At 72.6% G+C, this 26,515-nt stretch carries 20 protein-coding genes; 16 read left to right on the top strand and 4 right to left on the bottom strand.

Features of this window, described 5'->3' with window-relative positions; translation table 11 throughout:
* Positions 1 to 22: 22 nt before the first annotated feature.
* Entirely contained in the window at positions 23 to 937 is a 915-nt protein-coding gene (locus OG871_RS02350) for an IS982 family transposase (RefSeq protein ID WP_371493877.1), read from the top strand.
* Between the two features lie 102 nt (positions 938 to 1,039).
* On the opposite strand, the gene OG871_RS02345 is transcribed toward OG871_RS02350, so the two are convergent.
* Positions 1,040 to 2,005 carry an alpha/beta hydrolase fold domain-containing protein gene (locus tag OG871_RS02345; RefSeq protein WP_371493876.1) on the bottom strand — a complete coding sequence of 322 codons (966 nt, stop codon included), beginning with the start codon at positions 2,003 to 2,005 and terminating at the stop codon, positions 1,040 to 1,042.
* Positions 2,006 to 2,270: 265 nt separating this feature from the next.
* Here OG871_RS02345 and OG871_RS02340 point away from each other — a divergent pair, with 265 nt between their 5' ends.
* The 8 genes from OG871_RS02340 (at position 2,271) to OG871_RS02305 (ending at position 12,039) form a co-directional block, all read left to right on the top strand.
* Entirely contained in the window at positions 2,271 to 3,893 is a 1,623-nt protein-coding gene (locus OG871_RS02340; protein WP_371493875.1) for an AMP-binding protein, read from the top strand.
* Between the two features lie 65 nt (positions 3,894 to 3,958).
* Positions 3,959 to 4,444 carry an acyl-CoA thioesterase gene (locus tag OG871_RS02335; protein ID WP_371493874.1) on the top strand — a complete coding sequence of 162 codons (486 nt, stop codon included), beginning with the start codon at positions 3,959 to 3,961 and terminating at the stop codon, positions 4,442 to 4,444.
* Positions 4,445 to 4,525: 81 nt separating this feature from the next.
* Positions 4,526 to 6,898, top strand: a complete 2,373-nt coding sequence (locus OG871_RS02330) for an FAD-dependent monooxygenase (RefSeq protein WP_371493873.1) — start codon at positions 4,526 to 4,528, stop codon at positions 6,896 to 6,898.
* 32 nt (positions 6,899 to 6,930) lie between these two features.
* Entirely contained in the window at positions 6,931 to 7,935 is a 1,005-nt protein-coding gene (locus OG871_RS02325) for a carbon-nitrogen hydrolase family protein (protein WP_371493872.1), read from the top strand.
* Positions 7,932 to 9,053 (top strand): cupin domain-containing protein, encoded by a 1,122-nt coding sequence (locus OG871_RS02320; protein ID WP_371493871.1) that lies wholly within the window; start codon positions 7,932 to 7,934, stop codon positions 9,051 to 9,053. Before OG871_RS02325 ends, OG871_RS02320 begins: the two co-directional genes overlap by 4 nt.
* A 214-nt stretch (positions 9,054 to 9,267) precedes the next feature.
* Complete coding sequence (locus tag OG871_RS02315; RefSeq protein ID WP_371493870.1) at positions 9,268 to 10,173, top strand: fumarylacetoacetate hydrolase family protein; 906 nt, start codon at positions 9,268 to 9,270, stop codon at positions 10,171 to 10,173.
* Between the two features lie 137 nt (positions 10,174 to 10,310).
* Positions 10,311 to 11,054 (top strand): Asp/Glu racemase, encoded by a 744-nt coding sequence (locus OG871_RS02310; RefSeq protein ID WP_371503198.1) that lies wholly within the window; start codon positions 10,311 to 10,313, stop codon positions 11,052 to 11,054.
* Positions 11,055 to 11,205: 151 nt separating this feature from the next.
* The gene (locus tag OG871_RS02305; protein ID WP_371493869.1) at positions 11,206 to 12,039 is read left to right on the top strand and encodes a PaaX family transcriptional regulator C-terminal domain-containing protein; all 834 of its coding nucleotides are present in this window, start codon (positions 11,206 to 11,208) and stop codon (positions 12,037 to 12,039) included.
* Between the two features lie 3 nt (positions 12,040 to 12,042).
* On the opposite strand, the gene OG871_RS02300 is transcribed toward OG871_RS02305, so the two are convergent.
* Positions 12,043 to 13,050 (bottom strand): LacI family DNA-binding transcriptional regulator, encoded by a 1,008-nt coding sequence (locus tag OG871_RS02300; protein ID WP_371493868.1) that lies wholly within the window; start codon positions 13,048 to 13,050, stop codon positions 12,043 to 12,045.
* A gap of 213 nt (positions 13,051 to 13,263) precedes the next feature.
* Between OG871_RS02300 and OG871_RS02295 the strand changes: the two genes are divergently transcribed.
* The 7 genes from OG871_RS02295 to OG871_RS02265 all read left to right on the top strand — a co-directional run bounded on the left by OG871_RS02295 (position 13,264) and on the right by OG871_RS02265 (position 22,857).
* Positions 13,264 to 14,514 carry an MFS transporter gene (locus OG871_RS02295; RefSeq protein ID WP_371493867.1) on the top strand — a complete coding sequence of 417 codons (1,251 nt, stop codon included), beginning with the start codon at positions 13,264 to 13,266 and terminating at the stop codon, positions 14,512 to 14,514.
* A 103-nt stretch (positions 14,515 to 14,617) separates the two neighbouring features.
* A complete protein-coding gene (locus OG871_RS02290) occupies positions 14,618 to 17,113 on the top strand; it encodes a glycoside hydrolase family 3 C-terminal domain-containing protein (RefSeq protein WP_371493866.1) in 2,496 nt (831 codons plus the stop codon).
* Positions 17,114 to 17,211: 98 nt separating this feature from the next.
* Positions 17,212 to 18,840: an amidohydrolase gene (locus OG871_RS02285; RefSeq protein WP_371493864.1), complete on the top strand. Its 1,629-nt coding sequence runs from the start codon at positions 17,212 to 17,214 to the stop codon at positions 18,838 to 18,840.
* 316 nt (positions 18,841 to 19,156) lie between these two features.
* Positions 19,157 to 20,056 (top strand): oxidoreductase, encoded by a 900-nt coding sequence (locus OG871_RS02280; protein WP_371493863.1) that lies wholly within the window; start codon positions 19,157 to 19,159, stop codon positions 20,054 to 20,056.
* A 102-nt stretch (positions 20,057 to 20,158) separates the two neighbouring features.
* Positions 20,159 to 21,115 (top strand): GlxA family transcriptional regulator, encoded by a 957-nt coding sequence (locus tag OG871_RS02275; RefSeq protein WP_371493862.1) that lies wholly within the window; start codon positions 20,159 to 20,161, stop codon positions 21,113 to 21,115.
* Between the two features lie 107 nt (positions 21,116 to 21,222).
* Entirely contained in the window at positions 21,223 to 22,218 is a 996-nt protein-coding gene (gap, locus tag OG871_RS02270; protein WP_371493861.1) for a type I glyceraldehyde-3-phosphate dehydrogenase, read from the top strand.
* Between the two features lie 267 nt (positions 22,219 to 22,485).
* Positions 22,486 to 22,857: a ClpX C4-type zinc finger protein gene (locus OG871_RS02265; RefSeq protein WP_371493860.1), complete on the top strand. Its 372-nt coding sequence runs from the start codon at positions 22,486 to 22,488 to the stop codon at positions 22,855 to 22,857.
* 31 nt (positions 22,858 to 22,888) lie between these two features.
* Here OG871_RS02265 and OG871_RS02260 read toward each other — a convergent pair whose 3' ends face one another.
* Positions 22,889 to 23,662 (bottom strand): hypothetical protein, encoded by a 774-nt coding sequence (locus OG871_RS02260; RefSeq protein ID WP_371493859.1) that lies wholly within the window; start codon positions 23,660 to 23,662, stop codon positions 22,889 to 22,891.
* Between the two features lie 215 nt (positions 23,663 to 23,877).
* Complete coding sequence (locus tag OG871_RS02255; RefSeq protein WP_371493857.1) at positions 23,878 to 26,457, bottom strand: collagenase; 2,580 nt, start codon at positions 26,455 to 26,457, stop codon at positions 23,878 to 23,880.
* Between the last annotated feature and the right edge of the window lie 58 nt (positions 26,458 to 26,515).

Genomic DNA, 26,515 nt, shown 5'->3' with positions numbered 1-26,515 from the left:
CGATGGCGTCCAACGTCAGTGTGTGAAGACAGAGTTGGACACCCTCGCGACTGCACTCTATGTGAAGACCGACGATCTGCTGAAGGCGTCTCCGCATCTCGTGCCATGGCGGCCAGCGGTGGGGATCGCCCCGCAGCTCACGGACGCCGAGCTGGTCACACTGGCCATGATGCAGGCCATGCTCGGTTTCACCTCCGAGGCCAGGTGGCTCCGCCATGCCCGTTCCCACCTGCGGCATCTCTTCCCGTACCTGCCGCAGCAGCCCGGCTACAACAAGCGGCTGCGCAAGGCCGCCGGACTGCTTCGGCGGGTGACCCGGCTGCTGGCCACCGACACTTCCGTGTGGAGCGATGACGTGTGGATCGTGGACTCCACGCCGGTGGAGTGCGGACGCTCCCGCGAGACCGTCAAACGCTCCGACCTGGCCGGATGGGCCGAATACGGGTACTGCGCCAGCCACAGCCGCTTCTTCTGGGGCCTGCGGCTGCACCTGGTATGCACGCTTCAGGGCCTGCCCGTCGCCTTCGCCCTGACCGGGGCCAAGGCCGACGAGCGTGAGACCCTCCTGGACCTCCTTGCGGCCGAAGCGGACCTCGTCGCCGCACGTCCTGCCCAGACGCTGATCGGCGACAAGAACTACTTCGGCCGCAGCTTCGAACACGAGTTGGCCGAGCAGGACGTCCGGCTACTCCGGCCGGCCCGCAAGGGCGAGCCGGAGCGTCCCGGAGCACCCCTGTTCGAGCCGCTACGGCAGATCATCGAGTCGGTCAACGAGACCTTCAAGGGCCAACTCGATCTCGAACAGCACCGAGGGCGCACACCCGGCGGCGTCGTCGCCCGCGTCATGCAGCGCATCCTCGCGCTGACCGTAGCGATCTGGCACAACGACCACACCGGAGAGCCTGCCCTGCGCTCACTCACCGCCTATGACCACTGACCCCTTGGAATCGATCATCTAGACCGGGCGGCCCCCGCCGGCCGGCCGTTCACAGATCCAGGCTCCACCCGGCCAATCAGGAACGGCGGCCGGGCCGCGGGGTCAGCCGGCGGCGGACAGGTGGCGGGCGAGGAACTCCACGCTCCGCTCGACGATGGCGGGGATCTCCTCGGACCCCAGGAAGATGTGGTCCGCGCCGTGGACGGGGACCAGCTGCACGGACGCACCCTGCGCCGTCAGGTGGTCGGCCAGCCGCTCGCTCTGGCTGTACGGCACGAGGCTGTCCCCGGTGCCGTGGACCAGCAGGAACGGCGGGACCGCCGACGGCACGTGGCTGACGGGACTGGCCGCGGCGGCGAGATCGGGCCGGTCGGCCGGTGAGGCGCCGAGCAGCGCCGTGTACGGATCACCCACGGCCGGCACCTCCGGCGCCGCACCGCCCGCGAGGGCGGGAAAGGCGGCCGCGGCCGCGCCGATGTCGGACACCCCGTACCAGTCCACGGCGCACAGCACGGCGCTGCTTCCGGTCGGGACGCCTTCGGTTCCCTCCAGCCTGCCGCCGTCGCTGTCCGCGTCGGTGAGCGCGGCCATCGCGGTCAGGTGGCCACCCGCGGACTCGCCGAACACGCCGATACGCTCGCCGTCGATGCCCAGCCGCGCGGCGAAGTGCCGCACGTAGCGGATCGCGGCCTTGACGTCGTGCAGCTGCGCCGGGAACGGCGCCTCCAGGCTGTGCCGGTAGTCGATGGTCACCACGGCCATGCCGGCGTCGAGGATCGAGCCGAAGAGCAGGTCGACGGGCACGGTCGGCGGGGGGTACCGGCGGTCGCCGTCCATCCAGCCGCCCCCGTGGATCCACACGACGGCGGGTACCGGCGCGGTGGCGGCCGGGACGTGCACGTCGAGCAGGCGCGGGCGGTAGCCGAAGGTCCGGGCGTAGGTGGCTCCGTCGTACCTGAGGACGCCGTGTTCCGTGCGGTGCGGCGGCGGTGGCGGGAGGTACGGCGGCGGCGGCCAGCCCGTGGACTGGTCCTGCGGCATCTCGGTCTCCTGCGGCGACTCGGTCAAGGCGGCTCCTCGAATGAAAGAACGAATCGGACATTTCCTGCGGGCGGACCCTTGAGTCGATCTCCCGTCGCGTGCAAGATAACACGTGTAACCCCCCGGCGGAAGTGACCCCAAAGCCCCTTGTCGGTCGACGAGTTCGCGCCGCCCCTGCAATGACGGGGCATGTCGGCGAGATTCCCTGGGGTAGAAGTATGCAGAAGTGTTGACTGTCGTCAGGAGAGCGCCATACTTGCCTCACTCCCCGCTGATCCGAGAGGTGCCGCCCATGGAGCTCTCCCCTTCCGCTCATGTCGACACGTTCTGTCGCGACCGCCTGCCGCCGGCCGAGCAGTGGCCGGACCTGCTCTTCGATCTGCCCGAACTCCACTACCCGGACCGCCTGAACTGCGCGCGCGTCCTGGTCGACGAGGCCGTCGAGCGGTGGGGTCCGGACCGCCGCTGCCTGCTCACGCCCACCCAGGAGTGGAGTTACGGTGCGCTCCGGCGCCGGTCCGACCAGGTCGCCCAGGTGCTCACCGAGGATCTGGGCCTGGTGCCGGGCAACCGCGTCCTGCTGCGCGGCCCCAACAACCCCTGGCTGGTCGCCTGCTGGCTGGGCGTGCTGAAGGCCGGCGGCGTGGTGGTGACCACGATGCCGCTCCTGCGGGCCTCCGAGATCAGTTCCCTGCACGAGATCAGCAGGCCGGTCGTGGCGCTGTGCGACCACCGCTTCCTCGACGCGGTCGAGGCGGCCGAGACGCCGGGTCTCACCGTCGTCCCCTACGGCGGTTCGGCCGCGGACGACCTGACGCGTCGCTGCGCCGCCAAGGACGCGGTGTTCGCCGCCGTCGACACCGCCGCCGACGACGTGGCGCTGATCGCCTTCACCTCCGGCACCACCGGTCGGCCCAAGGCGACGCTGCACTTCCACCGGGACGTGCTGGCCAACGCCGACACCTTCTCGCGGCACATCGTGCGGCCCGAACCCGAGGACCTGTTCGCCGGGACGCCGCCGCTGGCCTTCACCTTCGGCCTCGGCGGCCTGGTGGTCTTCCCGCTGCGCGTCGGCGCGGCCACGCTCCTGGTGGAGCAGGCCACCCCCGACCAGCTCGCGGACCTGGTCGCTGAGCACGGCGTGAGCGTGCTGTTCACCGCGCCGACCGCCTACCGGGCGATCCTGGCGGCGGGTCTCGCCGACCGGCTGCGCGGGCTGCGCCGCTGCGTGTCGGCGGGCGAGCCGCTTCCGGCCGCCGTCTGGGAGGCCTTCCACCGGGAGACCGGGCTGCGCCTGATCGACGGCATCGGCGCGACGGAGATGCTGCACGTGTTCATCTCCGCCGCCGACGGCGACATCAGGCCGGGTGCCACCGGCAGGCCGGTGCCCGGCTTCCGGGCGACGGTCCTGGACGAGGACGGCGCACCCGTGCCCGACGGCCGGCCCGGACTGCTCGCGGTCAAGGGTCCGACCGGCTGCCGGTACCTGGACGACGAACGCCAGAGCGTCTACGTGCGGGACGGGTGGAACGTCACCGGCGACACCTATGTCCGCGACGGCGAGGGCTACTTCTGGTACCAGGCCCGCAGCGACGACATGATCGTGTCCTCCGGTTACAACATCGCCGGCCCGGAGGTCGAGCAGGCCCTGATCGCCCACCCCGACGTGGTCGACTGCGCCGTCGTCGGCGCGCCCGACGAGAGCCGCGGCGCGATCGTCAAGGCGTACGTGGTCCTGCGGGCGGGCGCCGCCGCCGACCCGCGGACCGCGAAGGCGCTGCAGGACTTCGTCAAGCAGGCCATCGCCCCCTACAAGTACCCGCGCGCGGTCGAGTTCGTCGAGGTCCTGCCGCGCAACTCCAGTGGCAAGCTCCACCGCGCCGAACTCCGGCGCTGGGCGCACGCCGGCCGCTGACCCCGCATCCTCCCGCTGCCCCGCCGGGCCCGCCGGCGGCAGTCCCACCGTTGAGAGGAACCGTCATGGACCGTCCCGCACCCCGGGAAGCCGAAGCCGCCGAGGCCGTGGAAGGGGGCGGCCCCGCCGCCGCGGCTCTGCCCAGCGTGGTGATCGAGCGGAAGGTCGAGTGGTCGGACACCGACGCCGCCGGCCACTACCACTTCTCCTCCGTGCTGCGCTGGGCCGAGGCGGCGGAGGCGGTCCTGCTGCGCCGCCTCGGCCTCGGCGACCTGTTCGGCAGCATCCCCCGGGTCCACTTCGAGGCGGACTACCTGGAGCGGCTCTGGTTCGGGGACGTCGTCCGGATCGACTTCCGGGTCCACCGGGTCGGTGCGTCCTCGCTGCACTACGCCTTCGACGTGCACGGTCCCGAGGGGCGTGCCGCGGCGGGGCGGATGTCGGTCGTCCACTCCGCCGCGACGGCCAAGGGCACCGCGCCCTGGCCCGAGGGGACGCGCAGCAGGCTCACCGAGTCCGGCCCGCAGCGCCCGGAGTCGTACACCGACTGAGCGCCAAGAATATCGCGGCGTCTTGACGATCGACATATTTGCGCAATATCTTGAGTGTCACAGAACCACTGGAGGACCTTCATGCGCGTAGCAGTCATCGGGGGAGGGCCGGGCGGCCTGTACTTCGCCGCTCTGGCCAAGCAGCTCTCCCCGGCGTGGGACATCACGGTGTGGGAGCGCAACGCCCAGGGCGACGCGTTCGGCTTCGGGGTCGTCTTCTCCGACGAGACGCTGGACGGGATCGCCCAGGCCGACCCCGAGGTGTTCGCCGCGATGTCGGGCCGCTTCGCGCGGTGGAGCGACATCGACGTCTGCTACCGCGGTAAGGTCCGCACCTCCGGCGGGCACGGGTTCGCCGCCCTGGACCGCAACAGGCTCCGCGCGATCCTGCAGGAGCGTTGCGCCGCGCTCGGCGTCGACGTCCGCTACAGCACGCAGGCGCCGCCGGTGGAGGAGCTGTCCGCCGCGTACGACCTGGTGGTCGCGGCGGACGGCGTCCGCTCCCCGACCCGCGCGACCTGTTCGGACAGCTTCGGCACCGATCTGGACGAGCGGACCTGCCGCTACATGTGGCTGGCCACCGACCGGGTCTTCGAGGCGTTCACCTTCATCGTCGAGGAGCGGGACTTCGGTGCCGTGCAGGTCCACGCGTACCCGTTCGACGAGACGCGCAGCACCTTCATCGTGGAGATCGCGGAGGACGCCTGGCGCCGCGCCGGCTTCGAGGCCCTCGCCGACCGGGAGTTCGCCCGCGGTGACAGCGACCTGGAGAGTGTGCGCCGGTGCGAGGAGATCTTCGCCGACCACCTCGACGGCCACCGGCTGATCCCGAACGCGTCGAAGTGGATCCGCTTCACCACCGTCCGCAATGCCTCCTGGCGGCACGAGAACGTGGTGCTGCTCGGCGACGCGGCGCACACGGCGCACTTCTCGATCGGCTCGGGAACCAAGCTCGCCATGGAGGACGCCCTCGCGCTCGCCGCGAGCCTGCACGAACACCCCACGGTCGCCGGGGCGCTGGCCGCCTACGAGGCCGAGCGCAGGCCGGTCGTCGAGTCCACGCAGCGGGCCGCCCAGGCCAGTCTGGAGTGGTTCGAGAGCATCGGCCGGTACACCGGCCAGGACGTCGACCAGTTCGCCTTCAACCTGCTCACCCGCAGCCGCCGCGTCACCTACGGCAACCTGCGCGAGCGCGACACCGCCTTCGTCGACGCGGTCGACGCCGCCTTCGACGGGAGCGGGGCCGCGGTCCCGCCGATGTTCCGGCCGCTGCGGCTCGGCGGTCTGACCCTGCGCAACCGCATCGTGGTGCCGCCACTGGCGACCTTCACGGCCGTGGACGGCCGGCCCGGCGGGTTCGAGCACGCCCAGCTCGCCGCCCAGGCCCTCGGCGGAGCCGGCCTGGTGTTCGCCGGCATGACGGCCGTCAGCCCCGAGGGTCGCGCCACGGCCGGCTGCCCCGGTCTCTGGGACGACCGGCAGGAGGCCGGCTGGACGTCGATCGTCCAGGCCGTCCGCAGCGTCTGCGACACACCGCTGGGCATCCAGCTCACCCACGCCGGACGCCGCGGATCCACCGCGGTGCCCGGTCCGGACGGGGTCGGCCTGCCGCTGGGCGGGGACGGCTGGCCGACCCTGGCCGCGTCGGCACTCGCGTGGGACGAGACCCACCCCGTGCCGCGCGAGGCCACCCGCGCCGACCTGGCGGCCGTCACCGCCGCCTTCGCCGAGGCGGCGGCGCGCGCCGACCGGGCCGGATTCGACGTCCTGGAGCTCCAGTTCGGCCACGGCCACCTGGTGTCCGGCTTCCTGTCCCCGCTGACCAACCGGCGCACCGACGCCTACGGCGGCAGCCTCGAAGGCCGGCTGCGCTTCCCGCTGGAGGTGCTGGCGGCCGTCCGCGCCGCCTGGCCGGCCGGAAAGCCGGTCCTCGTCCGGATCTCGGCGAGCGACTGGGCGAAGGGCGGCACCACCGAGGCCGAGGCGGTCGAGATCTGCCGCGCCCTGGCCACCGGGGGAGCCGACGCCGTGGACGTCTCCACCGGCGAGGTCGTCGCGCACCAGCAGCCGCCGTACGGACGCAGCTACCAGACCCCGTTCGCCGACCTGATCCGCAACACCACCGGCATCCCCACCGTCGCGGTCGGCGCCATCTCCACCTACGACGACGCCAACTCGATCATCCTCGCGGGCCGCGCGGACCTCGTCGCGGTGGGCCGCGCCCACCTGTGGGACCCGATGTGGACGCTGCACGCCGCGGCGGAGCAGGGCTACCGCGGGCCCGCCGCCCGCTGGCCCGAGCCGTGGCGGGCCGGCAGCCGCAAGCCTGCCGGACCGCGCGCCGACCGCGTCGCGCCGCGGCTGCAACTGCTGCGCGAGGAGGCCGCCCCCGTCCACCGGCGGTGGCTGCCGGCGGCCCCGGCCCGGCCGCTCGCGGTCACGTCCCCCCGCTGACCCGCCCTTCTGATCCGGAAACGGAGGAACTCATGGACCTGCCCCGATTCACCGCGGCCGCCGTCCAGGCGTCCCCGGTCTACCTGGACGCCGCCGCGACCGTCGAGAAAGCCGTCTCCCTGATCGGCGAGGCGGCCGGCCACGGCGCCTCGCTGATCGTCCTCCCCGAGGTGTTCGTCCCCGGATACCCCTACTGGAACTGGACGATGAACCCCGTCCAGGGCTCGCCCTGGTTCGAGAAGCTCTACCGCTCCTCCGTCGACGTACCGGGCCCGCACGTGGACGCCCTGCGCGACGCGGCCCGCAGGCACGGCGTGACCGTGGTGATCGGCGTCAACGAGCGCGGCGCGCACAGCCTGGGCGTCCTGTACAACACCCTGCTGACCATCGGCCCCGACGGCGAACTCGTCGGCGTGCACCGCAAGCTGGTGCCGACCTGGGCCGAGAAGCTCACCTGGACGGGCGGCGACGGCAGCTCGCTGAAGGTCCACCAGACCCCGATCGGCCCGCTCGGGGTGCTCGCCTGCGGCGAGAACACCAACACCCTGGCCCGCTTCACCCTCCTCGCCCAGGGCGAACTCGTCCACGCCGCAAGCTACATCGCCCTGCCGGTCGGCCCGGAGGACTACGACATGGCGGAGGCCATCGCGGTCCGCACGGCGGCCCACTGCTTCGAGGGCAAGGTCTTCTCGGTGGTGGCCTGCTCGACGATCTCGGCGGACATCGTCGATCAGGTCGCGGGCGACGACGCGGAGATCCGCAAGATGCTCGCCCGCCCGCGCAGCGCCCTGTCCGGCATCTTCGGCCCCGACGGCCGTCCGGTCACCGAGCCGCTGATCGACGACGAGGGCATCGTCTACGCCGAGATCGACCTCGCCAGGTGCATCCAGCCCAAGCAGATGCACGACATCATCGGCCACTACAACCGCTTCGACGTCTTCCAGCTCCAGGTCGACAACCGTCCGCGCAACCCGTTGACGTTCACCGCTCCGCCGCCGCCGGAGCCCGCACCTTCCGCACCGAAGGAGGAAGCGTGACCACCCACGACGACAACCGGCTCGGCCGGGCCCGCGTCTTTGACAGCCCCGAACTCCTCGCCTACTACGACGAGTTGGCCAAGCTCGACGCGGGCGCCCTGTGGACCGTGGCCAACGACATCGAGCCCTGGTACCCGCAGCCCAAGTCCGTACCGGTGCTGTGGCGCTACGAGGAGCTGCGCCCGCTCGTCCACAAGGCGCTGCCGCTGGTGAAGGCCGACGACGCCGGCCGCCGGGTGGTCATGCTGGTCAACCCCGGCCGCAGGGACGTCAGCGCGGCCGTCGGCCTGCTCTACACCGGGCTGCAGATCATGGGCCCCGGCGAGGCCATGACCGCCCACCGCCACCAGGCCGCCGCCCTGCGCTTCGTCCACGAGGGCACCGGCGCCTGGACCATCGTCGACGGCCAGAAGCTCAAGGTCGGCCCCAGGGACTTCGCCATCACCCCCAACGGCACCTGGCACGAGCACGGCAACGAGTCCGCCGACACCCCCGTCATCTGGCAGGACGGCCTCGACATCCCCCTGGTCAACGCCCTCGACGCGGGCTTCTACGAGGTCCACCCCGAGCTGTACCAGGTACCCGGAAAGGTCGTCAACTCCTCCGTCCTCAGCTACGGCACCAACCTGCTGCCGTACGGCATGGAGAAGTGGACCCGCCCGTACTCGCCGGTCTTCGGCTTCCCGTGGGAGCCGACCTACCACTCCCTGCTCAACCTGGCGAAGGCCGTCGAGGGCTCCCCGTACGACGGCGTGATCATGGAGTACACCAACCCCCTCACCGGCGGACCGGTCATGCCGACCATGGGCGCCCACATCCAGCTGCTGCGCCCCGGACAGGCCACCAAGGCCCACCGCCACACCGGATCGGTGATCTACACCGCGGCCAAGGGGCACGGCGTGTCGGTGGTCGCGGGGCGGCGCTTCGAGTGGCGGCAGGGCGACATGTTCTGCGTCCCGTCCTGGGCGTGGCACGAGCACGCGAACCTCGACCCGTCCGAGGACGCCTGCCTGTTCTCCTTCAACGACTTCCCGGTCATGCGCTCGCTCGGCTTCCAGCGCGAAGAGGCCTACACCGACAACGACGGCCACCAGCCCGTCCCGCCGGACGGCCGTTAGAGCGTGCCGCCGCGCGGTCACGACCGGTCCGGCCCGAACGAGGGCTCGGGCCCGGACCGGCCGCGCGGCGGTGCTTCCGGAGACGATCCGTCCTGCACCGTCGTCCCGGCCGGGCCGGCGCCCCCGGTCCACCACTGCGGACCGGGGACCGCCGGCCCACCCCACCCACTCACCCCGCCTCAGCCTCCCGACCGAGTCACCGCAAGGAGCCACCATGCGCCTGGTCACCTACACCCCGAACGACACGAGCGAGGCGCCCGCCCGCCTCGGCGCCCAGCTCGGCGACCGCGTGGTCGACCTCGCCGCCCTGGCCCGGGCGGCCGGCACCGACCTGCCCGGCGACCTGCTCTCCGTCGTCCAGGCCGGAGCGCCGGCCCTCGACGCGGCCCGCGCCCTGCTCCAGGGCGAGATCCCGGCCGGCGCCGTCCACGACCTCGCCGACGTCACCCTGCTGGCTCCGCTGCGCCCCGGCAAGATCATCGGCGTCGGGCTGAACTACGTCGAGCACGTCGCCGAGTCCCACCGCACCCTGGACACCGACCGCGAACTCCCCGACCGCCCGGTGCTGTTCTCCAAGCCGGCCACCGCCGTCACCGGGCCCGGACAGCCGATCCTGCACAACGCCCACCTGACCAAGCAGCTCGACTGGGAGTGCGAACTCGCCGTCGTCATCGGCACCACCGCCTCCCGCGTCGCCGAGGAGGACGCGATGGACCACGTCTTCGGCTACAGCATCGTCAACGACATCAGCGCCCGCGACCAGCGCCGTTCCGGTCAGTGGTTCTTCTCCAAGGGCCAGGACTCCTACGCCCCCTTCGGCCCGGCCGTGGTCACCGCAGACGAGATCCCCGACCCGCAGAACCTCGACCTGTCGCTGCGCGTCAACGGAGACACCAAGCAGGACTCCAACACCCGGCACATGCTGTTCAGGATCCAGCGGCTGATCGCCGACATCTCCTCCGGGGTGACCCTGGAGCCCGGCGACGTCATCGCCACCGGCTCACCCTCCGGCGTCGGCGCCGGCCACGTGCCGCCGCAGTTCCTCCAGCCGGGCGACCTGGTCGAGGCCACCATCGAACGGATCGGCACCCTCGCCAACCCGGTCGTCGACGCCCGCTGAAAGCCCGTGGGGCCGGATCCCCCCGGCCCGGCCCGGCCCCACGGCCCACCCAACCCCGCACCACGAACCCAACGGAGCACCCCGTGTCGGCACGCACCTACCGGATCGGCCAGATCGTCCCCAGCTCGAACGTCACCATGGAGACCGAGGTCCCCGCCATCCTGCGCGCCCGGGAGACCGTCGCCCCCGAGCGCTTCACCTTCCACTCCAGCCGCATGCGGATGACCCATGTCACCCCCGAGCAGCTGAAGGCGATGGACGCCGACTCCGACCGCTGCGCCGTCGAACTCTCCGACGCCGCCGTCGACGTCCTCGGCTACGCCTGCCTGGTCGCCATCATGAGCATGGGCCACGGCTACCACCGGGTCTCCCAGCAGCGCCTGCACACCCGTACGGTCGAGAACGGCACCCCCGCCCCGGTGGTCACCAGCGCCGGCGCCCTCGTCAACGGCCTGCACACGCTCGGCGCGAAGAAGATCGCACTCGTCGCCCCCTACATGCGCCCACTGACCCGCACCGTCGTCGACTACCTGACCAACGAGGGCATCACCGTCCTCGACTACGAGGCCCTGGAGATCCCCGGCAACCTCGACGTCGCCGCCCACGACCCCGCCAGGCTGCCCGCCATCGCCAAGCGCCTCGACCACGCCGAGGCCGACGCCGTCGTGCTGTCCGCCTGCGTCCAGATGCCCTCGCTGGCCGCCATCGAGGAGACCGAACAGCAGCTCGGCAAGCCCGTCGTCTCCGCCGCCGTGTGCACCGTCCACCAGATGCTCCGCTCCCTCGGCCTCCCCGCGGTCGCCCCCGGCGCCGGCCACCTCCTCTCCGGCGCCCACGCCGAGGCCCCGCTGCGCACCGACACCGCCCCGGCCGCGGGCTGACCGGGGCTCGTCCGAGGATCCCGCCGGGCGTCGCGAACCGCCAGACCCGCCGGACCCGCCGGGGCGACGTCCGACCGCCCCTCGCCGGTCCCCGGGCAGCGGCAACACCGCTCGGTATGATCATGGGACGATCGACGAAGGAGGTCGGAGCATGCCGGAGACCACCGCACGCCCCAGCTCCCTGATCAGCACCGTCTACGGCGAGTTCGTCCGCCGCCTCGGTGGCTGGATCTCCATCGCCGACCTCATCGCCCTGATGGCGGAACTGGACGTCGACGGGCCCGCCGTGCGCTCGGCCATCTCCCGCCTCAAGAAGGGCGGCACGCTCGTCCAGGAACGCCGAACCGGCACCGGCTACCGGCTCGGCCCCGACCTGGGCCCCGTCTTCGACGAGGGCGACCGCCGGATCTTCGGCAGCCTGGAACCCGCCCGGCTGGCGGACGGCTGGGTGCTCGCCGTCTTCTCGGTGCCCGAGTCCGAGCGGGCCCACCGCCACCAGCTGCGCTCCCGGCTGACCTGGCTCGGCTTCGGCAACGCCTCCCCGGGCGTCTGGCTCGCCCCCGCCCGCCTGCTGCCCGACGCCCGGCTCATGCTCCAGCGGCACGGTCTCGCCGAGTACGTCCACCTCTTCACCTCCGACTACGCCGGCTTCGCCGACCTGAAGGAGACCGTCGGCTCCTGGTGGGACTTCACCGCGATCGAAGCCCAGTACGCCGACTTCACCGGCACCTACCAGCCCGTCGCGCAGGAGCTCCGGCAGGAGCCGAGGATCGACGAGGTCGAGGCGTTCCGCGACTACGTGCCGATGCTCACCGACTGGCGACGCCTGCCCTACCTCGACCCGGGCCTGCCGGTGGAGCTGCTGCCCGACGACTGGAACGCCCTCGAAGCCCGCCAGATCTTCGTCGAACTCCACACCCTGCTGGCCCGACCCAGCCTGCACCACGTCATCAAGGTCACCGGTCTGGAGCACCGGGACCCGTAGGCGTCATGAGGACTGACGGGCCACGACCTCGAACCACACCCGCGGCAGCTCCGGCGCCGTGCCGTCGCGCACAAGCCGGTCCACCGCCTCGGCCAGCAGATCGGCGCTCGGCAGGTGGTACCGGATCGAGGTCAGACGGGGGCGCACCACCTGCCCGAGCAGCAGGTCGTCCGCGCCGACGACGGCGACGTCCTGCGGCACGGCGACACCACCGTCACCGAAGGCCGCGCTCAGCAGCGCCGCGTACTCGTCGTTGTAGCCGAACACGCCGTCCAGCTCCAGCTCCCGGCACAGCAGCGCCACGGCCGAGGCGGCCGCGTCGGTGTAGCGCATCGGCAGCGGCGTGACCGTCGCGCCGTGCTCCTCGGCGGCCCGCTGCGCTCCCAGCAGCCGCGGCTGGGCGAACGCCGACAGGCCGCGCTCCGCCGGCAGCACCACGCCGATCCGCGACCTGCCCCGCTCCACCAGGTGCCCGACCGCCGCCGCGCCGATCTCCGACTGGTCCCCGACGAAGGTGAACACCCCCTCCACCGGCGCCGCCGCACCCGCCACGACCGCACGCACGCCTGCCCGGACCAGCACCTTCGCCGCCTCGGGGGTCATCCGGCTGTCGTTGATCGCGACCACCGCGGCGGGCCGCAGCCGCGCCCAGACCTGCGCGGCCGCCACCGGGTCGGACGTCCGGTCGGCGTGCAGGACCACCGTGTAGCCGCGCCGGCCGAGCGCCGTCTCGACCTCGTCGACCCATTCGCTGAACAGCCGCCCGATCGCGGACACGGACACCGGCACGACCACCAGATCGCTGCGCCCCGCCCGCAGCGAGCGTGCCGCGGCGTGCGGGACGTACCCCAGCTCCTTGGCCACGGCCAGCACCTTGGCCCGGGTGGTCTCGCTGATCCGGGCTCCCGGCGTGTCGTTCAGGACGAACGACACGGTGGCCCGCGAAACCCCGGCGGCACGGGCGACATCGGCGGTGGTGGCCTGCGGCGGGGTGCTCTGGTCAGTCGACATAACGATTGCATCATTCCAGGTCGCTCGAGGCTGGCGCCGCACCGGGGGGAGTGATACCAATGCTTACACGTGTTATCACGTTTCGCGAAGAGCGCCCCACCCGGTGCCGTCGACGGCCGGCGAGCAGACCACCCCGCCGCTTCCCGCCGCAGCCGTCTCCTCAACTCCTCGTCCGCCGCGCCCCACACGCGGCCCGCTTCACCGGAGCCGACCATGACCACCCAGACGACGACGGACGCGGACCGCAGATCCGCCCGGCCCGCCGAGTCCCCGGCCAGGACGGGCGGACTGCTTCCGCTGCTGGCCCTCGCCAACACCTCGATGTTCGCCCTCTACATGGGCGTCGGTTCGGTCCTCATGCCCGTACAGATCGCCCAGATCGACCCCGCCCACAAGGTCGCCACCCTGGGGATGATCGGCGGCGTCAGCGCCGTCTTCGCGACCGTCTTCAACCCGGTCGCGGGCGCCCTGTCCGACCGCACCGGCCGTCGCGGCCCCTGGATCCTGGGCGGCGGCCTGGCCGCCCTCGCCGTGATGCTCCTGCTCGGGAGCGTCCACACCGTCCTGCTCGTCACCATCGGCTGGTGCCTCGGGCAGGCCGCGATGAACATCTACCAGTCCGCGGTCACCGCCGTGGTACCCGACCGGATCCCACCTGCCAGGCGGGGCACCGCCTCCGCCGTCGTCGGCCTCGGACTGCCCATCGGCGGCACCCTCGGCGTCGTCATCGCCTCGCAGACCGTCACCGGCCTGCGCACCGGCTACCTCGTCCTGGGCGCGGTGGTGGCCCTCGCGGCGGTGCTGCTCACCGCCCTCGGCCGCGAACCCCGCCGTACCCCGACCCCGGCCGCGCCGCTGAGCCGGCAGCTCAAGGCCTTCATGTCGGCCCTGGCCAGCCACGACTTCCGCTGGGCGTTCATCGGGCGGGCGCTGATGGTGCTCGGCTACTTCCTCGTCGTCAGCTACCAGCTCTACATCCTGACGGACCATGTCACGCTGCCCGCCGGCCTGGAGCCGACGGCGGCGATCGCCGTCCTCACCCCGGTGTCGATGGCGGCGATGGCGGTCTCGACCGTCGTCGGCGGAGTGCTGTCCGACCGCTGGAACCGCCGCAAGCTCTTCGTCGGCCTGTCCGCCGCGCTGGCCGGGCTGGTGATGGTCGTGCCGGTGGTCAGCCCCACCTGGACCGGAATGCTCGTCTTCAGCGCCCTCAACGGGCTCGCGTTCGGCTGCTTCATGGCGGTGGACACCGCCGTCGTGACCCTGGTCCTGCCCCGGGCCGAGGACGCCGCCCGCGACATGGGCGTCCTGAACATCGCCAGTGCGGGCCCGCAGATCGTCGCCCCGTTCGTGGCCGCCACCGTCATCGGTCACCTGGGCGGCTACACCGGGCTGTTCCTCGTCGGCGGCGCGCTCTCCCTGCTCGGGGCGCTGGCGATCGTGCCCATCCGGTCCGTGCGCTGACACCCCGCGCCCGAGACACCCGGGCCGCCCCCAGCCGGCGCGCAGCCCGTCCCGCGCCACCGCACGTCCCCCCACCCCAGTCGGAACCGACCCCGAGGACCCCATGAACACCGAGCCCAGGCCCGTCGCCGCCGCCGACCGCGACCGCGAGGCGGCCGTCCACAAGGCACTGTCACAGCTGTCCCTGCCCGCCAAGGTCGCGCTCCTCGCCGGAGCGGACATGTGGTCCCTGCCCGCCAACGAGGACATCGGCCTCGGCCGACTCGTGATGTCGGACGGCCCGGCCGGCGTGCGCGGAGAGCAGTGGACCCCGGACGACCCGTCGATCGCCATCCCCTCCCCGACCGCGCTCGCCGCCACCTGGGACGTCGACCTGGCCCGCCGCGTCGGACGGCTCCTCGCCCAGGAGGCCCGCCGCAAGGGCGCCCACGTCGTTCTCGCGCCGACCGTCAACCTGCACCGCACCCCGCGCGGAGGCCGCCACTTCGAGTGCTACTCGGAGGACCCCCTGCTGACCGGTGACATCGGCGCCGCCCTGGTCGCCGGGGTCCAGGACGGTGGCGTCGCCACCACCCCCAAGCACTTCGTCGCCAACGACTCCGAGACCGACCGCTTCACCGTCGACGTGCGACTGGACGACCGCACCCTGCGCGAGCTCTACCTCGCCCCTTTCGAGGCCATCGTCCGCAAGGCCGGCCCCTGGGGCCTGATGGCCTCGTACAACCAGGTCAACGGCGCAGGCATGACCGAGAACAGCACCCTCAACAACGGTGTGCTGCGCGCGGAATGGGGCTTCGACGGCGTCCTCGTCTCCGACTGGACCGGCGCCCGCGACACCGTGCGCTGCGCGCTGGGCGGACTCGACATCGCGATGCCCGGCCCGGTGACCGTCTACGGGGAACACCTGGTCACCGCCGTGCGCGAGGGCCGCGTACCGGAACCGACGGTCGACGACCTCGCCCGGCGGGTGCTCCGACTGGCCGCCCGCGTCGGACTCCTGGAGGGCGCGCCCGCGGCCGTCCCCGCCGACCGGCTGCCGGCCGCGATCGACGGCGAGGCACTCGCCCGCGAGGTCGCCGAACGCTCCTTCGTCCTGCTCCGCAACGAGGGCGGCGCCCTGCCGCTCGCCCGGTCCGCCCGGGTGGCGCTGATCGGCGCGGCCGCCGTGCAGGCGCGCATCGGCGGCGGCGGCAGCGCCCAGGTCTTCCCCACCCGGGTCATCACCCCCCTGGACGGGCTGCGCGCCGCCGGCGTCGAGGTGACGTACGCGCTCGGGGCCGACCCACTGGTCCATCTGGCCCCGGTCGCGGTCCCGCTCACCGCCCTCCTGCAGGACGCCGCCGGAGAGGTGCTGGCCACCACGGTCGTCCCCGACGGGAGCGTGCGGTGGATCGGGCAGCTGCCCGGCCGGGTCGACTTCTCCGAGCTGGCGGCCGCCACCTTGACCGGCACGCTCGTGCCGCAGGGCAGCGGCGTCCACCGGTTCGCCGTGCGCGGCGTGGGGCGCTTCTGCCTGGAGGTCGACGGACGGGTGCTCTTCGACGACGTCCTCGAACTCGACGGCGACGACCCCGCGGCCGCGTTCCTTGCCCCGCCGGAGCGGGTGTTCGCCGTCGAGCTGGCGGCCGGCCGCGCGGTGGAGATCTCCCTCGGGCACACCCTGCCGGAAGCGTCCGGTGTCGCGGGCTTCGGCCTCGTCTCCTTCACCCTCGGCCACGCCGCCCCCACCCGCACCGAGGAGCAGCTGATCGAGGAGGCCGTGGAGGCCGCCCGCGCGGCCGAGGTCGCCGTCGTCATCGTGGGCACCACCGAGGAGGTCGAGAGCGAGGGCGTCGACCGCGCCGACCTCGCGCTGCCCGGCCGTCAGGACGACCTCGTCCACCGGGTCGCCGAGGCCAACCCGAACACCGTCGTCGTGGTCAACTCCGGAGCCCCGGTGCTGATGCCGTGGCGCGGGAGTGTGGCAGCCGTCCTGCTCACCTGGTTCCCCGGCCAGGAGGCCGGCCACGCCCTCGCCGACGTGCTGCTGGGCCGCACCGAGCCGGGCGGGCGGCTGCCCACCACCTGGCCGGCCGAGGCCGCCGACACGCCGGTGCTGCGGGTCGAGCCGCACGACGGCGTCCTGCCGTACGACGAGGGCCTGTTCGTCGGCTACCGCGCCTGGCAGCGGGGCGCCGCCGAACCGGCCTACTGGTTCGGCCACGGCCTGGGCTACACCGAGTGGGCCTACGAGGGCCTCGAAGTCCGCCGCGTCGAGGACCCCACGGACGAGGACCCCTACGGGACGGCGGCCGAGGTCACCGTATGGGTGCGCAACACCGGTGAGCGCCCCGGGCGCGAGACCGTCCAGATCTACCTCGCCCACGACGGCGCCGACCCCTCCCGCCCGGACCGGCACCTGGCGGGCTTCACCACCGTGGAGGCCGCGGCAGGCGACCGGGTGGCCGCCCGGACACGCATCCCGCTGCGCGCGTTCCAGACCTGGGACACGGCGGCCGAGGGCTGGCGGCTGCGGCCGGGCGTGTACGGCGTCGAGGCCGGGCGCAGCGCCGCCGACCGCCGCCTGTCCGTGGCGCTCGACGTCCCCCTCCACGGCTGACCGCCGTTCGCGTGGGGGCGCCCGCACCGGGCGCCCCCACGCGCCCGTCCGCTGCCCGGCCCGCTTCCCGACGTTCCGTCACACGTGAGGACCAGCCCATGCCACAGCCGCACGCCGACCTGCTGATCAGAGCGCACACCGTGCACACCCTCGTGCCCGGCGAACCGGTCCAGCGGGCCCTCGCCGTCACGGGCGGGCGCATCAGCGCGCTCTCTCCCGAGCCGGACGGCCTGGACCACCTGATCACCGAGCACACCAGGGTCGTCGACGCCGCCGACGCGACCGTCATGCCGGCCTTCGACGACACCCACACCCACCTCATCTTCGCCGCGTACAGCAGTCACGACGTGCCCGTCCACCAGGCGCGGACCATCCCCGAGTTCCTCGACCTCATCCGGCGGCGCGCCGCCGTCACCCCGCCCGGCGAATGGATCCGCACCACCACGAACTGGCAGGAACTCAACCTCGCCGAACGGCGGATGCCCACCCTCGCCGAACTCGACCGGGCCACCACCGACCACCCGGTGCTGGTCAAGCGCGGCGGCCACAACGACGTCCTCAACTCGCACGCGCTGCGTCTGGCCGGCATCACCGCCGACACCCCCGAGCCCCCCGGCGGCCACATCGTCCGCGACGAGGACGGCCAGCCGACCGGCCGCCTGGTCGACACCGCCATCGCCCTCGTCGAGCGGCTCCTGCCGCGCCCGGACCTGGCGACCCGGATCGACGGGCTGCGCGCGGCCTCCCACGACTACGCCGCCACCGGCATCGGCACGGTGCGCGACTGCATGGTCCCGGTCGAGGATCTCGACGTGCTGCGCGCCGCCCACCGGGCCGGGGCCCTCGGCGTACGCGTGCGGGCCCTGGTGTCGGGCTTCGGTGTACGGACCGCGGCCGACGCCGACGAACTGCTGGACCGCATGGAGCCGTGGCGCGGCACCGACGATCCCTGGCTGCGGGTCTGGGGCGTGAAGTTCGGCATCGACGGCGGAATCGAGGCCGGTGCGCTGGAGGAGCCGTACGCCGACCGGGACTGCTACCACGGCCTGCTGCTGTGGGAGCCCGACGCGCTGGCCGACACGGTCGACCGGGTGGTCCGGCGCGGCTGGCGGGTGGGGGTGCACGCGTGGGGCGACCGCGGACTGCGCATCCTGCTGGACGTGTACGAGCAGGTCCTGGACCGACACCCCGGCCTGGAGCCCGGCACCCTGGTCGTCGAACACGGCGGCCTGGCCACCCCCGAGCAGCGGGCCCGCGCGATCCGCCTCGGGATCCCGGTCACGGTCCAGCACCCCCTGCTGCACGACGCGGCCGCCCCGCAGATCCAGGCCTGGGGCCGGGAGCGGGTCCGCGACATCTTCCCGCTGCGCGAATGGATCGACGAGGGCGCGCTCATCACCGCCGGATCCGACTTCCCGGTCGGCCCGTACGGTGCCATGACCTCCGTGTGGGGAATGACGACCCGTCAGACCGCGGTCGGCGTCCAGGGATCCGAACACGCCATCAGCCGCGAGGAGGCGGTCGCCCTGCACACCACCGACGCGGCGCGGATGCTCGGCGAGGACGGCGAACGCGGCACCCTCGCGGTCGGCGCCCTCGCCGACCTGACCGTGTGGCCCGAGGACCCCTTCACCTGCCCCGCCGACGGCCTGGCCGCCATGCGCCCGACCGTCACCCTCGTCGGCGGACGCGCCGTGCACGACCCCGCCGGGCTGACGGCCCCGTAGGGCGGCGGGCCGGCGGGGTGGGTCAGACGTGGCAGCGCACGTTGACGAGCAGCGTGTCGGCGGGCAGTGCGAGCAGATACGACTGGACGCCCAGGTGGCCTTCGCCGACGTCCGGCTCGTGGACGCACTCGGGCGCGGCGGGTGACCGCCGCTGCCGCTCCGCTCGCCCGTGACCTGGTCACCTGGACCTGCGGCTCGCTCGCGGACGGCGCCGCCAGCCCCCGGTAGCGGATCATGCCGCTGTTGAGCAGGACGGCCAGCCCGTGAATCGTGGCGAACACGAGACGGCCCGCGGCCGGGGCGTCAGGCTGGAGCCATGACCACACCGCACGAGAAATGGTCCGCCGCCGACCTCCCCTCGCAGGCCGGCCGCACGATCGTCGTCACCGGAGCAACCAGCGGCCTGGGCGCGGTCACCGCCCGCGAGCTCGCCGGGGCGGGCGCCCACGTCGTCCTCGCCGTCAGGGACACCGCCCGTGGTGAGCGCCTGGCGCAGACCCTGCCCGGCAGCACCGAGGTGCGACGACTGGACCTCGCCGACCTGTCCTCCGTCCGGGCGTTCGCCGCGGCCTGGGACGGCCCGCTCGACGTCCTGGTCAACAACGCGGGCGTCATGGCCATCCCCGAACAGCGCACGGTCGACGGCTTCGAGATGCAGCTCGGCACCAACCACCTCGGGCCGTTCGCCCTCACCAACCTGCTGCTCCCGCACATCACCGGACGGGTCGTCACCGTCGCGTCCAACGCGCACCGCCGGCCGGGGGTGGACATCGACTTCGACGACCTCAACTCCGAGCGCACGTACAGCCCCTGGCGGGCCTACCAGCAGTCCAAGCTGGCGAACCTGCTCTTCGTCCGGGAGCTTCAGCGCAGGCTCACCGAAGCCGGGTCGCCCGTGACCGCGCACGCCGCCCACCCGGGCTATGCCGCGACCAATCTCCAGAGCCACTCCGGCAGCGCCGTGCAGCGACTGGTCATGGCCGTGGCCAACCGGCTGGTCGCCCAGTCCGACGCCATGGGGGCGCTGCCGTCCCTGTACTCGGTCACCGAGCCCCTGCCCGGTGGCAGCTACGTCGGCCCGGGAGGCCGCGGCGAGCTGCGCGGACACCCGGCCCCCGCCCGACAGAGCGCGTACGCCCGCGACGGCCTGCGGGCCCGCCGCCTCTGGGAGGTGTCCGAGCGACTCACCGCGGTGGGCTTCCCCGATCTCGGGTGAGACGAGGGCCGCCCACGCCTGAGCCGGTGCAGTCCCCGCTGACCTGCGCGGCCCCGGGCACCGGACCGATGCAACCCCGATCTTCCGCGTACCCTCGTTTCCGTGCCAGCCTCACCCCTGCATCGCGTCGCCGTCCTCGTGCTCGAAGGTGCGAAGCCCCTCGACGTCGGTATTCCCGCGCAGGTGTTCACGACCCGCGCGAGCATGCCGTACGAGGTGCGGGTGTGCGGCGCGGCGCCCGGTCTCGTGACCGGCGGCGACGGCCTGTCGTACTACGTCGCCCACGGCCTCGACGCGCTCGCGTGGGCCGACATCGTCTTCGTCCCCGGCTACCGGTTCCCGGACCGTGAGGACCCGCCGCAGGCCGTCCTCGACGCGCTGATCGCCGCCCACCGGCGGGGCGCGAGGCTCGCCGCCATCTCGACGGGCGCCTTCGCGCTCGCCGCCACGGGCCTGCTCGACGGCCGGCGCGCCACGACGCACTGGCACTACGCACGGGCGCTCGCCGCGAAGCGCCCGCTCGTCCGGGTCGACGAGAACGTGCTGTTCGTCGACGAGGGCAGCGTGCTGACGTCGGCCGGCGCGGCCTCCGGCATCGACCTGTGCCTGCACATCCTGCGCGGCGACCTCGGGGTGGCCGCGTCGAACCACGCGGCCCGGCGCCTGGTCGCGGCCCCCTACCGCAGTGGCGGCCAGGCCCAGTACGTGCCGCGCAGCGTGCCGGAGCCGCTCGGCGAGCGGTTCGCCGCCACCCGCGAGTGGGCGCTGCACCGGCTCGGTGAGCCCCTCACCCTCGAAGCGCTCGCCCGGCACGCGGCGGTGTCGCCGCGCACGTTCTCCCGGCGCTTCGTCGACGACACGGGGTACACGCCGATGCAGTGGGTCATGCGCGCCCGGATCGACATGGCCCGTGAGCTGCTCGAACGTTCCGAGCGGAGCGTCGAGCAGATCGCCGCCGACGTCGGCCTCGGCACCGGTACCAATCTGCGTCTGCACTTCCAGCGCATCCTCGACACCACACCGAGCGAGTACCGGCGCACCTTCGCCCAGGGCGAGTGACCCGGGACCACCGCGTGGCGGGAAACTTTCGGACCGTGGCGATCACACCGCTGTCACCGGCGGACTCCGCGCGCGAACCTTGTGGCGAACCCGAAAGGACACCACACATGACTCGCATCGCCATCAACGGATTCGGCCGCATCGGACGCAACGTGCTGCGCGCGCTGCTCGAACGGGACAGCAAGCTCGAGGTCGTCGCCGTCAACGACCTCACGGAGCCCGCCACCCTCGCGCGGCTGCTCGCCTACGACACGACCGCGGGCCGGCTGGGCCGCCCGGTCACCGTGGACGGGAATGCCCTCGTCGTCGACGGGCGTCGGATCACCGTGCTCGCCGAGCGCGAGCCGGCGCAGCTGCCGTGGGCCGAGCTCGGCGTCGACCTCGTGCTGGAGGCGACCGGCCGCTTCACGTCGGCCGCGGCCGCCCGCGCCCACCTCGACGCGGGCGCGAAGCGGGTCCTGGTCAGCGCGCCGGCGGACGGCGCCGACGTCACGCTCGCGTTCGGGGTCAACACCGATGCGTACGACCCGGCCACGCACACGATCGTCTCGAACGCCTCCTGCACGACCAACGCGCTCGCGCCGCTGGCCGCGGTGCTCGACGAGCTGGCCGGCATCGAGCACGGCTTCATGACGACGGTGCACGCCTACACGCAGGAGCAGAACCTGCAGGACGGTCCGCACCGCGACGCCCGTCGCGCCCGCGCCGCCGCCGTCAACATCGTGCCGACCACCACGGGCGCCGCGAAGGCGATCGGCCTCGTGCTGCCGAACCTCGACGGCAAGCTGTCGGGCGACTCGATCCGGGTGCCGGTTCCGGTGGGGTCGATCGTCGAACTCAACACGACCGTCGCCCGCGACGTGACGCGCGAGGAGGTCCTGGCGGCGTACCGCGCCGCGGCGCAGGGTCCGCTCGCCGGCGTGCTGGAGTACTCCGACGACCCGCTCGTGTCCTCCGACATCACCGGCAACCCGGCATCGTCGATCTTCGACTCGGAGCTCACCCGCGTCGACGGCCGCCACATCAAGGTGGTCGCCTGGTACGACAACGAGTGGGGCTTCTCGAACCGCGTGATCGACACGCTCGAACTCCTCGCCGGCTGACCGGCGTCGCCGGGCCGCCCGGTGCCGGAGCCCACGCTCGCCGGGTCACCACCAGCGAGCGGCTCCGGCCGGCCGGGAGCGCTCGCCCGCGGCACGACGGCCTGACCGCGAACCCGCACGGCAAGCCCGCTCCCGGCGTCGCCCCGTCCGAGCAGTGGACCTGACAGCCCGTCGACGCGGCGGCGAGGTCCTGCCCGGGGCGTCTTGTCAGGGCGTTCCTGACGTCTATATCCTGCCGTCAGGGATTGCCTGACAAGGAGGTGCGGTATGCCCGCGGCTGTGGCCGAACACGAGGGCCTGCGATGCTCGTTCTGCGGTAGGCCGGAGGCGGAGGTGGCCAAGCTGGTCACGGGACCGGGGGTGTACATCTGCAACGAGTGCGTCGACCTGGCCGCCTCGATCGTGGCGGAGTACGGCGGGAAGCCGGCCGACCTGCAGCTTCCGGTCCGGGACTCGCTGACCGACCAGCAGATGCTCGACCGCCTTCCCCGGGTCGCCGCGGTCGCGGACCAGGTCGAGGCGGACCTGCGCGGGTGGGTCCAGGATCTCCGCGGGCGGGGTGTGACCTGGGCGAGGATCGGCGAGGCCCTCGGCATCACCCGTCAGTCCGCCTGGGAACGGTTCTCCGGCGAGGAGTGACCTGCCCGGGCCGGACGCGGCGGGGTGGTGTTCAGTAGCCCGCGGGCGAGCGGTTCGGGTCGGCCTGCTGGACGTTGGCGGCGAGGTTGTGGCCGTCGCGCGCAACGCCGTAGGTGTCCATGACGTAGTTCATCGCGGCGGCGAAGTTTGCGACGGGGTCGTAGATCTGTAGGGACGTGCCGGCCTGGTGGTAGCGGGCGAACGTCTGGGGGATGCACTGTGCGACGCCGCGGGAGCACTGGAACGGCGCTCCGGGGAGGGCGGAGTCGTCCGGCACGGGTGGCCCGACCGCGTTCGAGTCGGAGGTGTTGATCTGCCACTGGGGCGAGTTGTACGCGGATTCCCTGGAGGCGATGGTGTTCATGCCGAGCTCCCAGTGTCCGCGGGCGGTGGGATCGGTGACTCCCATGACGTCGAGTGCCCGGTCGATGTGTCCGACACAGGCGGCCGATCCGCTGGGCCACGATCCGGCGCCGGAGAAGTCGATCTGCGAGGCGGGGATCTGTCCGGGGGTGGTGGGCACGGGGTCCAGCGTGGCGTAGACGGGGAACGCCAGGCCGTCTGTTCGGGTCACCGTGACGGCGTGGGTCCCGGCGGGGACGGGAAACGGGATGACGACCTGTCGGCCCCCGTCGTTGCCGACCTGCACGACGTGCACGTCCGGCCGGTCGGCCGACCAGATCACGACCCTCAAGCCGGCCTTCGTGTTGCCGTCCAGGGTGTTGTCGCAGAAGAACGCCACGGCGGTGTGGTCGCCCTGCGGGAAGCTCACCCCGCCGCGGTCGGTGATGGTGAAGGAAGGCATACCGCTCCAAGGGCCGGAGGCCGGACGCCGCTCGATTCGGACACGTACAGTAACCCGTTCGGACCACTGTCGAGGCAAGAGCTCGGAGACCAAGTAGCCCTGATGGCGGAGCGCGAAGGGCGCTCGGGCGGCGCGGACGACCGACGGGCAGTCACGGGGGCGGCGGAGCGCGCCCGTGACTGCCCGGGGTGAACGGGGTGAGTCGGGGTCAGGACTCAGAACTGGGTGCTGATGGTGACACCGCTGAAGTCGGTGCCGGCGTACAGGCTGAGGTAGCGGTAGCCGGCGGTCGGGTTGGTGACGGTGATGGACTGGGTGGTCCCGGGGTTGCGGGAGGAGGCGGTGAAGGCGCTCGGCGAGGCCCAGGTGTCCGCGTTGTAGTAGAGGTACGCGGTGCCGGTGCCGCCGGAGGTGGTGACCTTCAGCGTGCTGGTGCCGGCCGGCAGGTAGACGTACAGGTAGTCGAGGTTGCCGGCGGTCGCGGCGCGGTTGGCGCGGGAGCAGTTCTGGCCCATCGCGTCGGCGCGCTGGTCGGTGCAGGTCGGCAGGGTGGTGGGGCCGCCGGTGGTCACCGTGACCGAGGTCGGGGTGCTGGCGCTCCGGCCGGTGTCGTCGGTGGCGGTCAGGGCGACCGTGTAGGTGCCGGCGGCGGCGTAGGTGTGGGTCGGGTTGCGCAGGTCGGAGGAGCTGCCGTCGCCGAAGGTCCAGTGCCAGGCGGTGATCCGGCCGGGGCCGGTCTGCACGGAGGTGTCGGTCAGCGTGACCGTGCCGCCGCTCACGGACTGGGTGAACAGGGCGGTCGGGCCGGCGGCGAAGCAGGCGCCGGCGGCGCAGCCGGTCAGCCAGCTGTCGAAGTCGGCGTCGTAGGCGGTCCCGAGGGAGTTGTAGACCGCGTAGCCGCCGGCGTAGTCACCGGTGCGGAAGTGGCTGAGCATGGTGTGGACGTCGGCCGGGTGCTTCTCGAACATGTACCGGACGGCGAGGTAGCCCCACGGGTAGACGCGGGTCGAGTCCGAGTTGCCGTAGGTGTTCTGGAAGATCGTGCTGAGCTTGTAGGTGTGCTTGGCCGCCTCGGACATCGCCTGGGTGTCGGTGAGGCCGCGGTAGGCGTACGACTCGTACTCGGCGACGCCCTCGATCCACCAGATGTCCGGGACGGAGGTCTCGGTGGTGAAGCTGCCCTTCATGTTGTGGATGCTGTCCAGGTAGTGCGTGTACTCGTGGTTCAGGTTCCACACGTTGGCGGGGAAGCTGTCGTTCCACGACTTCTGGTACATCACCGACACGGCCTGGTTGTTGGGGTCGGTCGGGTCCATCAGGGTCTGGCCGCCGTTGTCGGTGGAGTTGCCGTAGATCGCCCAGGAGTAGGTGAGGTAGTCGGCCTGGTTGGCGAAGACCGCGAGGGTGATGGTCTTGTCGTACTGGCCGGGTATCGGGCCGTTGTCCTTGACCAGGTTGTGGAAGAAGGTGTCCTCGCCCCGCAGGCTCGCGCAGACGGCGGCCAGGTCGGCCGGGGAGAGCGCCTCGGTCACGATGGTGCGGTTGTCGCAGACGAGTCGGTTCGGCAGGACGGCCGCGGTCAGCTTCGCCGTCAGGTCGCAGGTCTGGTAGTAGGCGCACTGCCCGTGGTCGTAGGCGTTGGCCTGGTACGCGGTGTGGACGTACAGCGGGCCGGTGCGGCCGAGGATCTGGGTGGCGTCGAGCACCTGCTTGACCAGCGGCTTGGCCACCGTCTCGATGGTGGTGTTGTCGCCGGCCATCCGGGACAGGTCGTTGCCGGCGTTGGTGTCCAGGAAGGCGTTCGGGCCGCCGAGCAGGTCCTGATGGTTGAGTGCGAACGCGCCCAGGGCGGTGACGATACCGGGGTCGGCGCTGACCGCGTTGACGAAGTCCGGGTTCCAGTTGGCCCGCCACAGCGGCGCGGACAGCACCGAGTTGACCGCGCCGACCATCTTGGGGAACGCGTTGTAGTCGTTGGTGTAGCTGCTCAGGACCTGCTTGTAGACGTTCAGGTACTTGCCCTGCAGGTTGGCGCTGTCGGTGAGGATCAGCACCTCCTTGAGCACGGAGCCGTTGGCGTCGGTGACGTCGGTCCAGTGCGCGCTCGTGAGGAAGGCGTCCAGGCCGGCCTTGGTGGCATTGGTGAGGGCGGTGTCGTAGCTGCCGACGGAGCCGCTGTTGTAGGACTGGACGTAGTAGCCGGCCCGCAGGAAGAGCACCAACTGCAGGACGGAGGACGAGTTGTCGCCGGTGTAGGAGGTCGCCAGGGCCTGGAACGCGTTGGCGACGGTCAGCATCTTCTGCTGCTTGAAGATGTTGCCCGCGTCGGTGCCGGTGACGTTGTACAGCGTGCTGACGCAGTCCGTGGTCGAGGACTTGATGAACGCGACCAGGTCGGAACCGCTGCGGCTGCCGAAGTCGGCCGGGGTGCAGCTCTGCGTACCGGAGGCGGCCGGGGCGGCGGACGCCGGCTTGGCCTGGCCGGCCTTCTGCTCGGCCGGGCGGGGCGTGGTCCGGTAGGCCGTGCCGGCCGGCTGGCCCATCACGACCTGGCCGAGCAGGGCCGGTGGCAGCGGTGCCGCGACGGGGCCGGGCTCCTCGGAGCCGGCCGCGACGAGGGGGCCGAGCGGCTTCGGGACGGCGGGGGAGGCCGCGGCGGCGGGGGTGTCGCCGGCCCGGGCGGGCGCGCGAAGGGCGGGCGCGGCGAACGCCGAGGCCGGCAGCAGCGTGGCGACGGTGGCACAGCCGGCGACGACGCCGGCCACGAGGGTGGGAAGCGGTATGCGAAGGCGCACTGCGGGTCCTTCATCCTGTGGGGGAGCTCACCGGGCATCGGGGGTGAAGCCAGGGGGG

Source organism: Kitasatospora sp. NBC_00374, assembly GCF_041434935.1.
GTDB lineage: Bacteria > Actinomycetota > Actinomycetes > Streptomycetales > Streptomycetaceae > Kitasatospora.
This window is presented reverse-complemented; position numbering and strand designations above follow the sequence as displayed.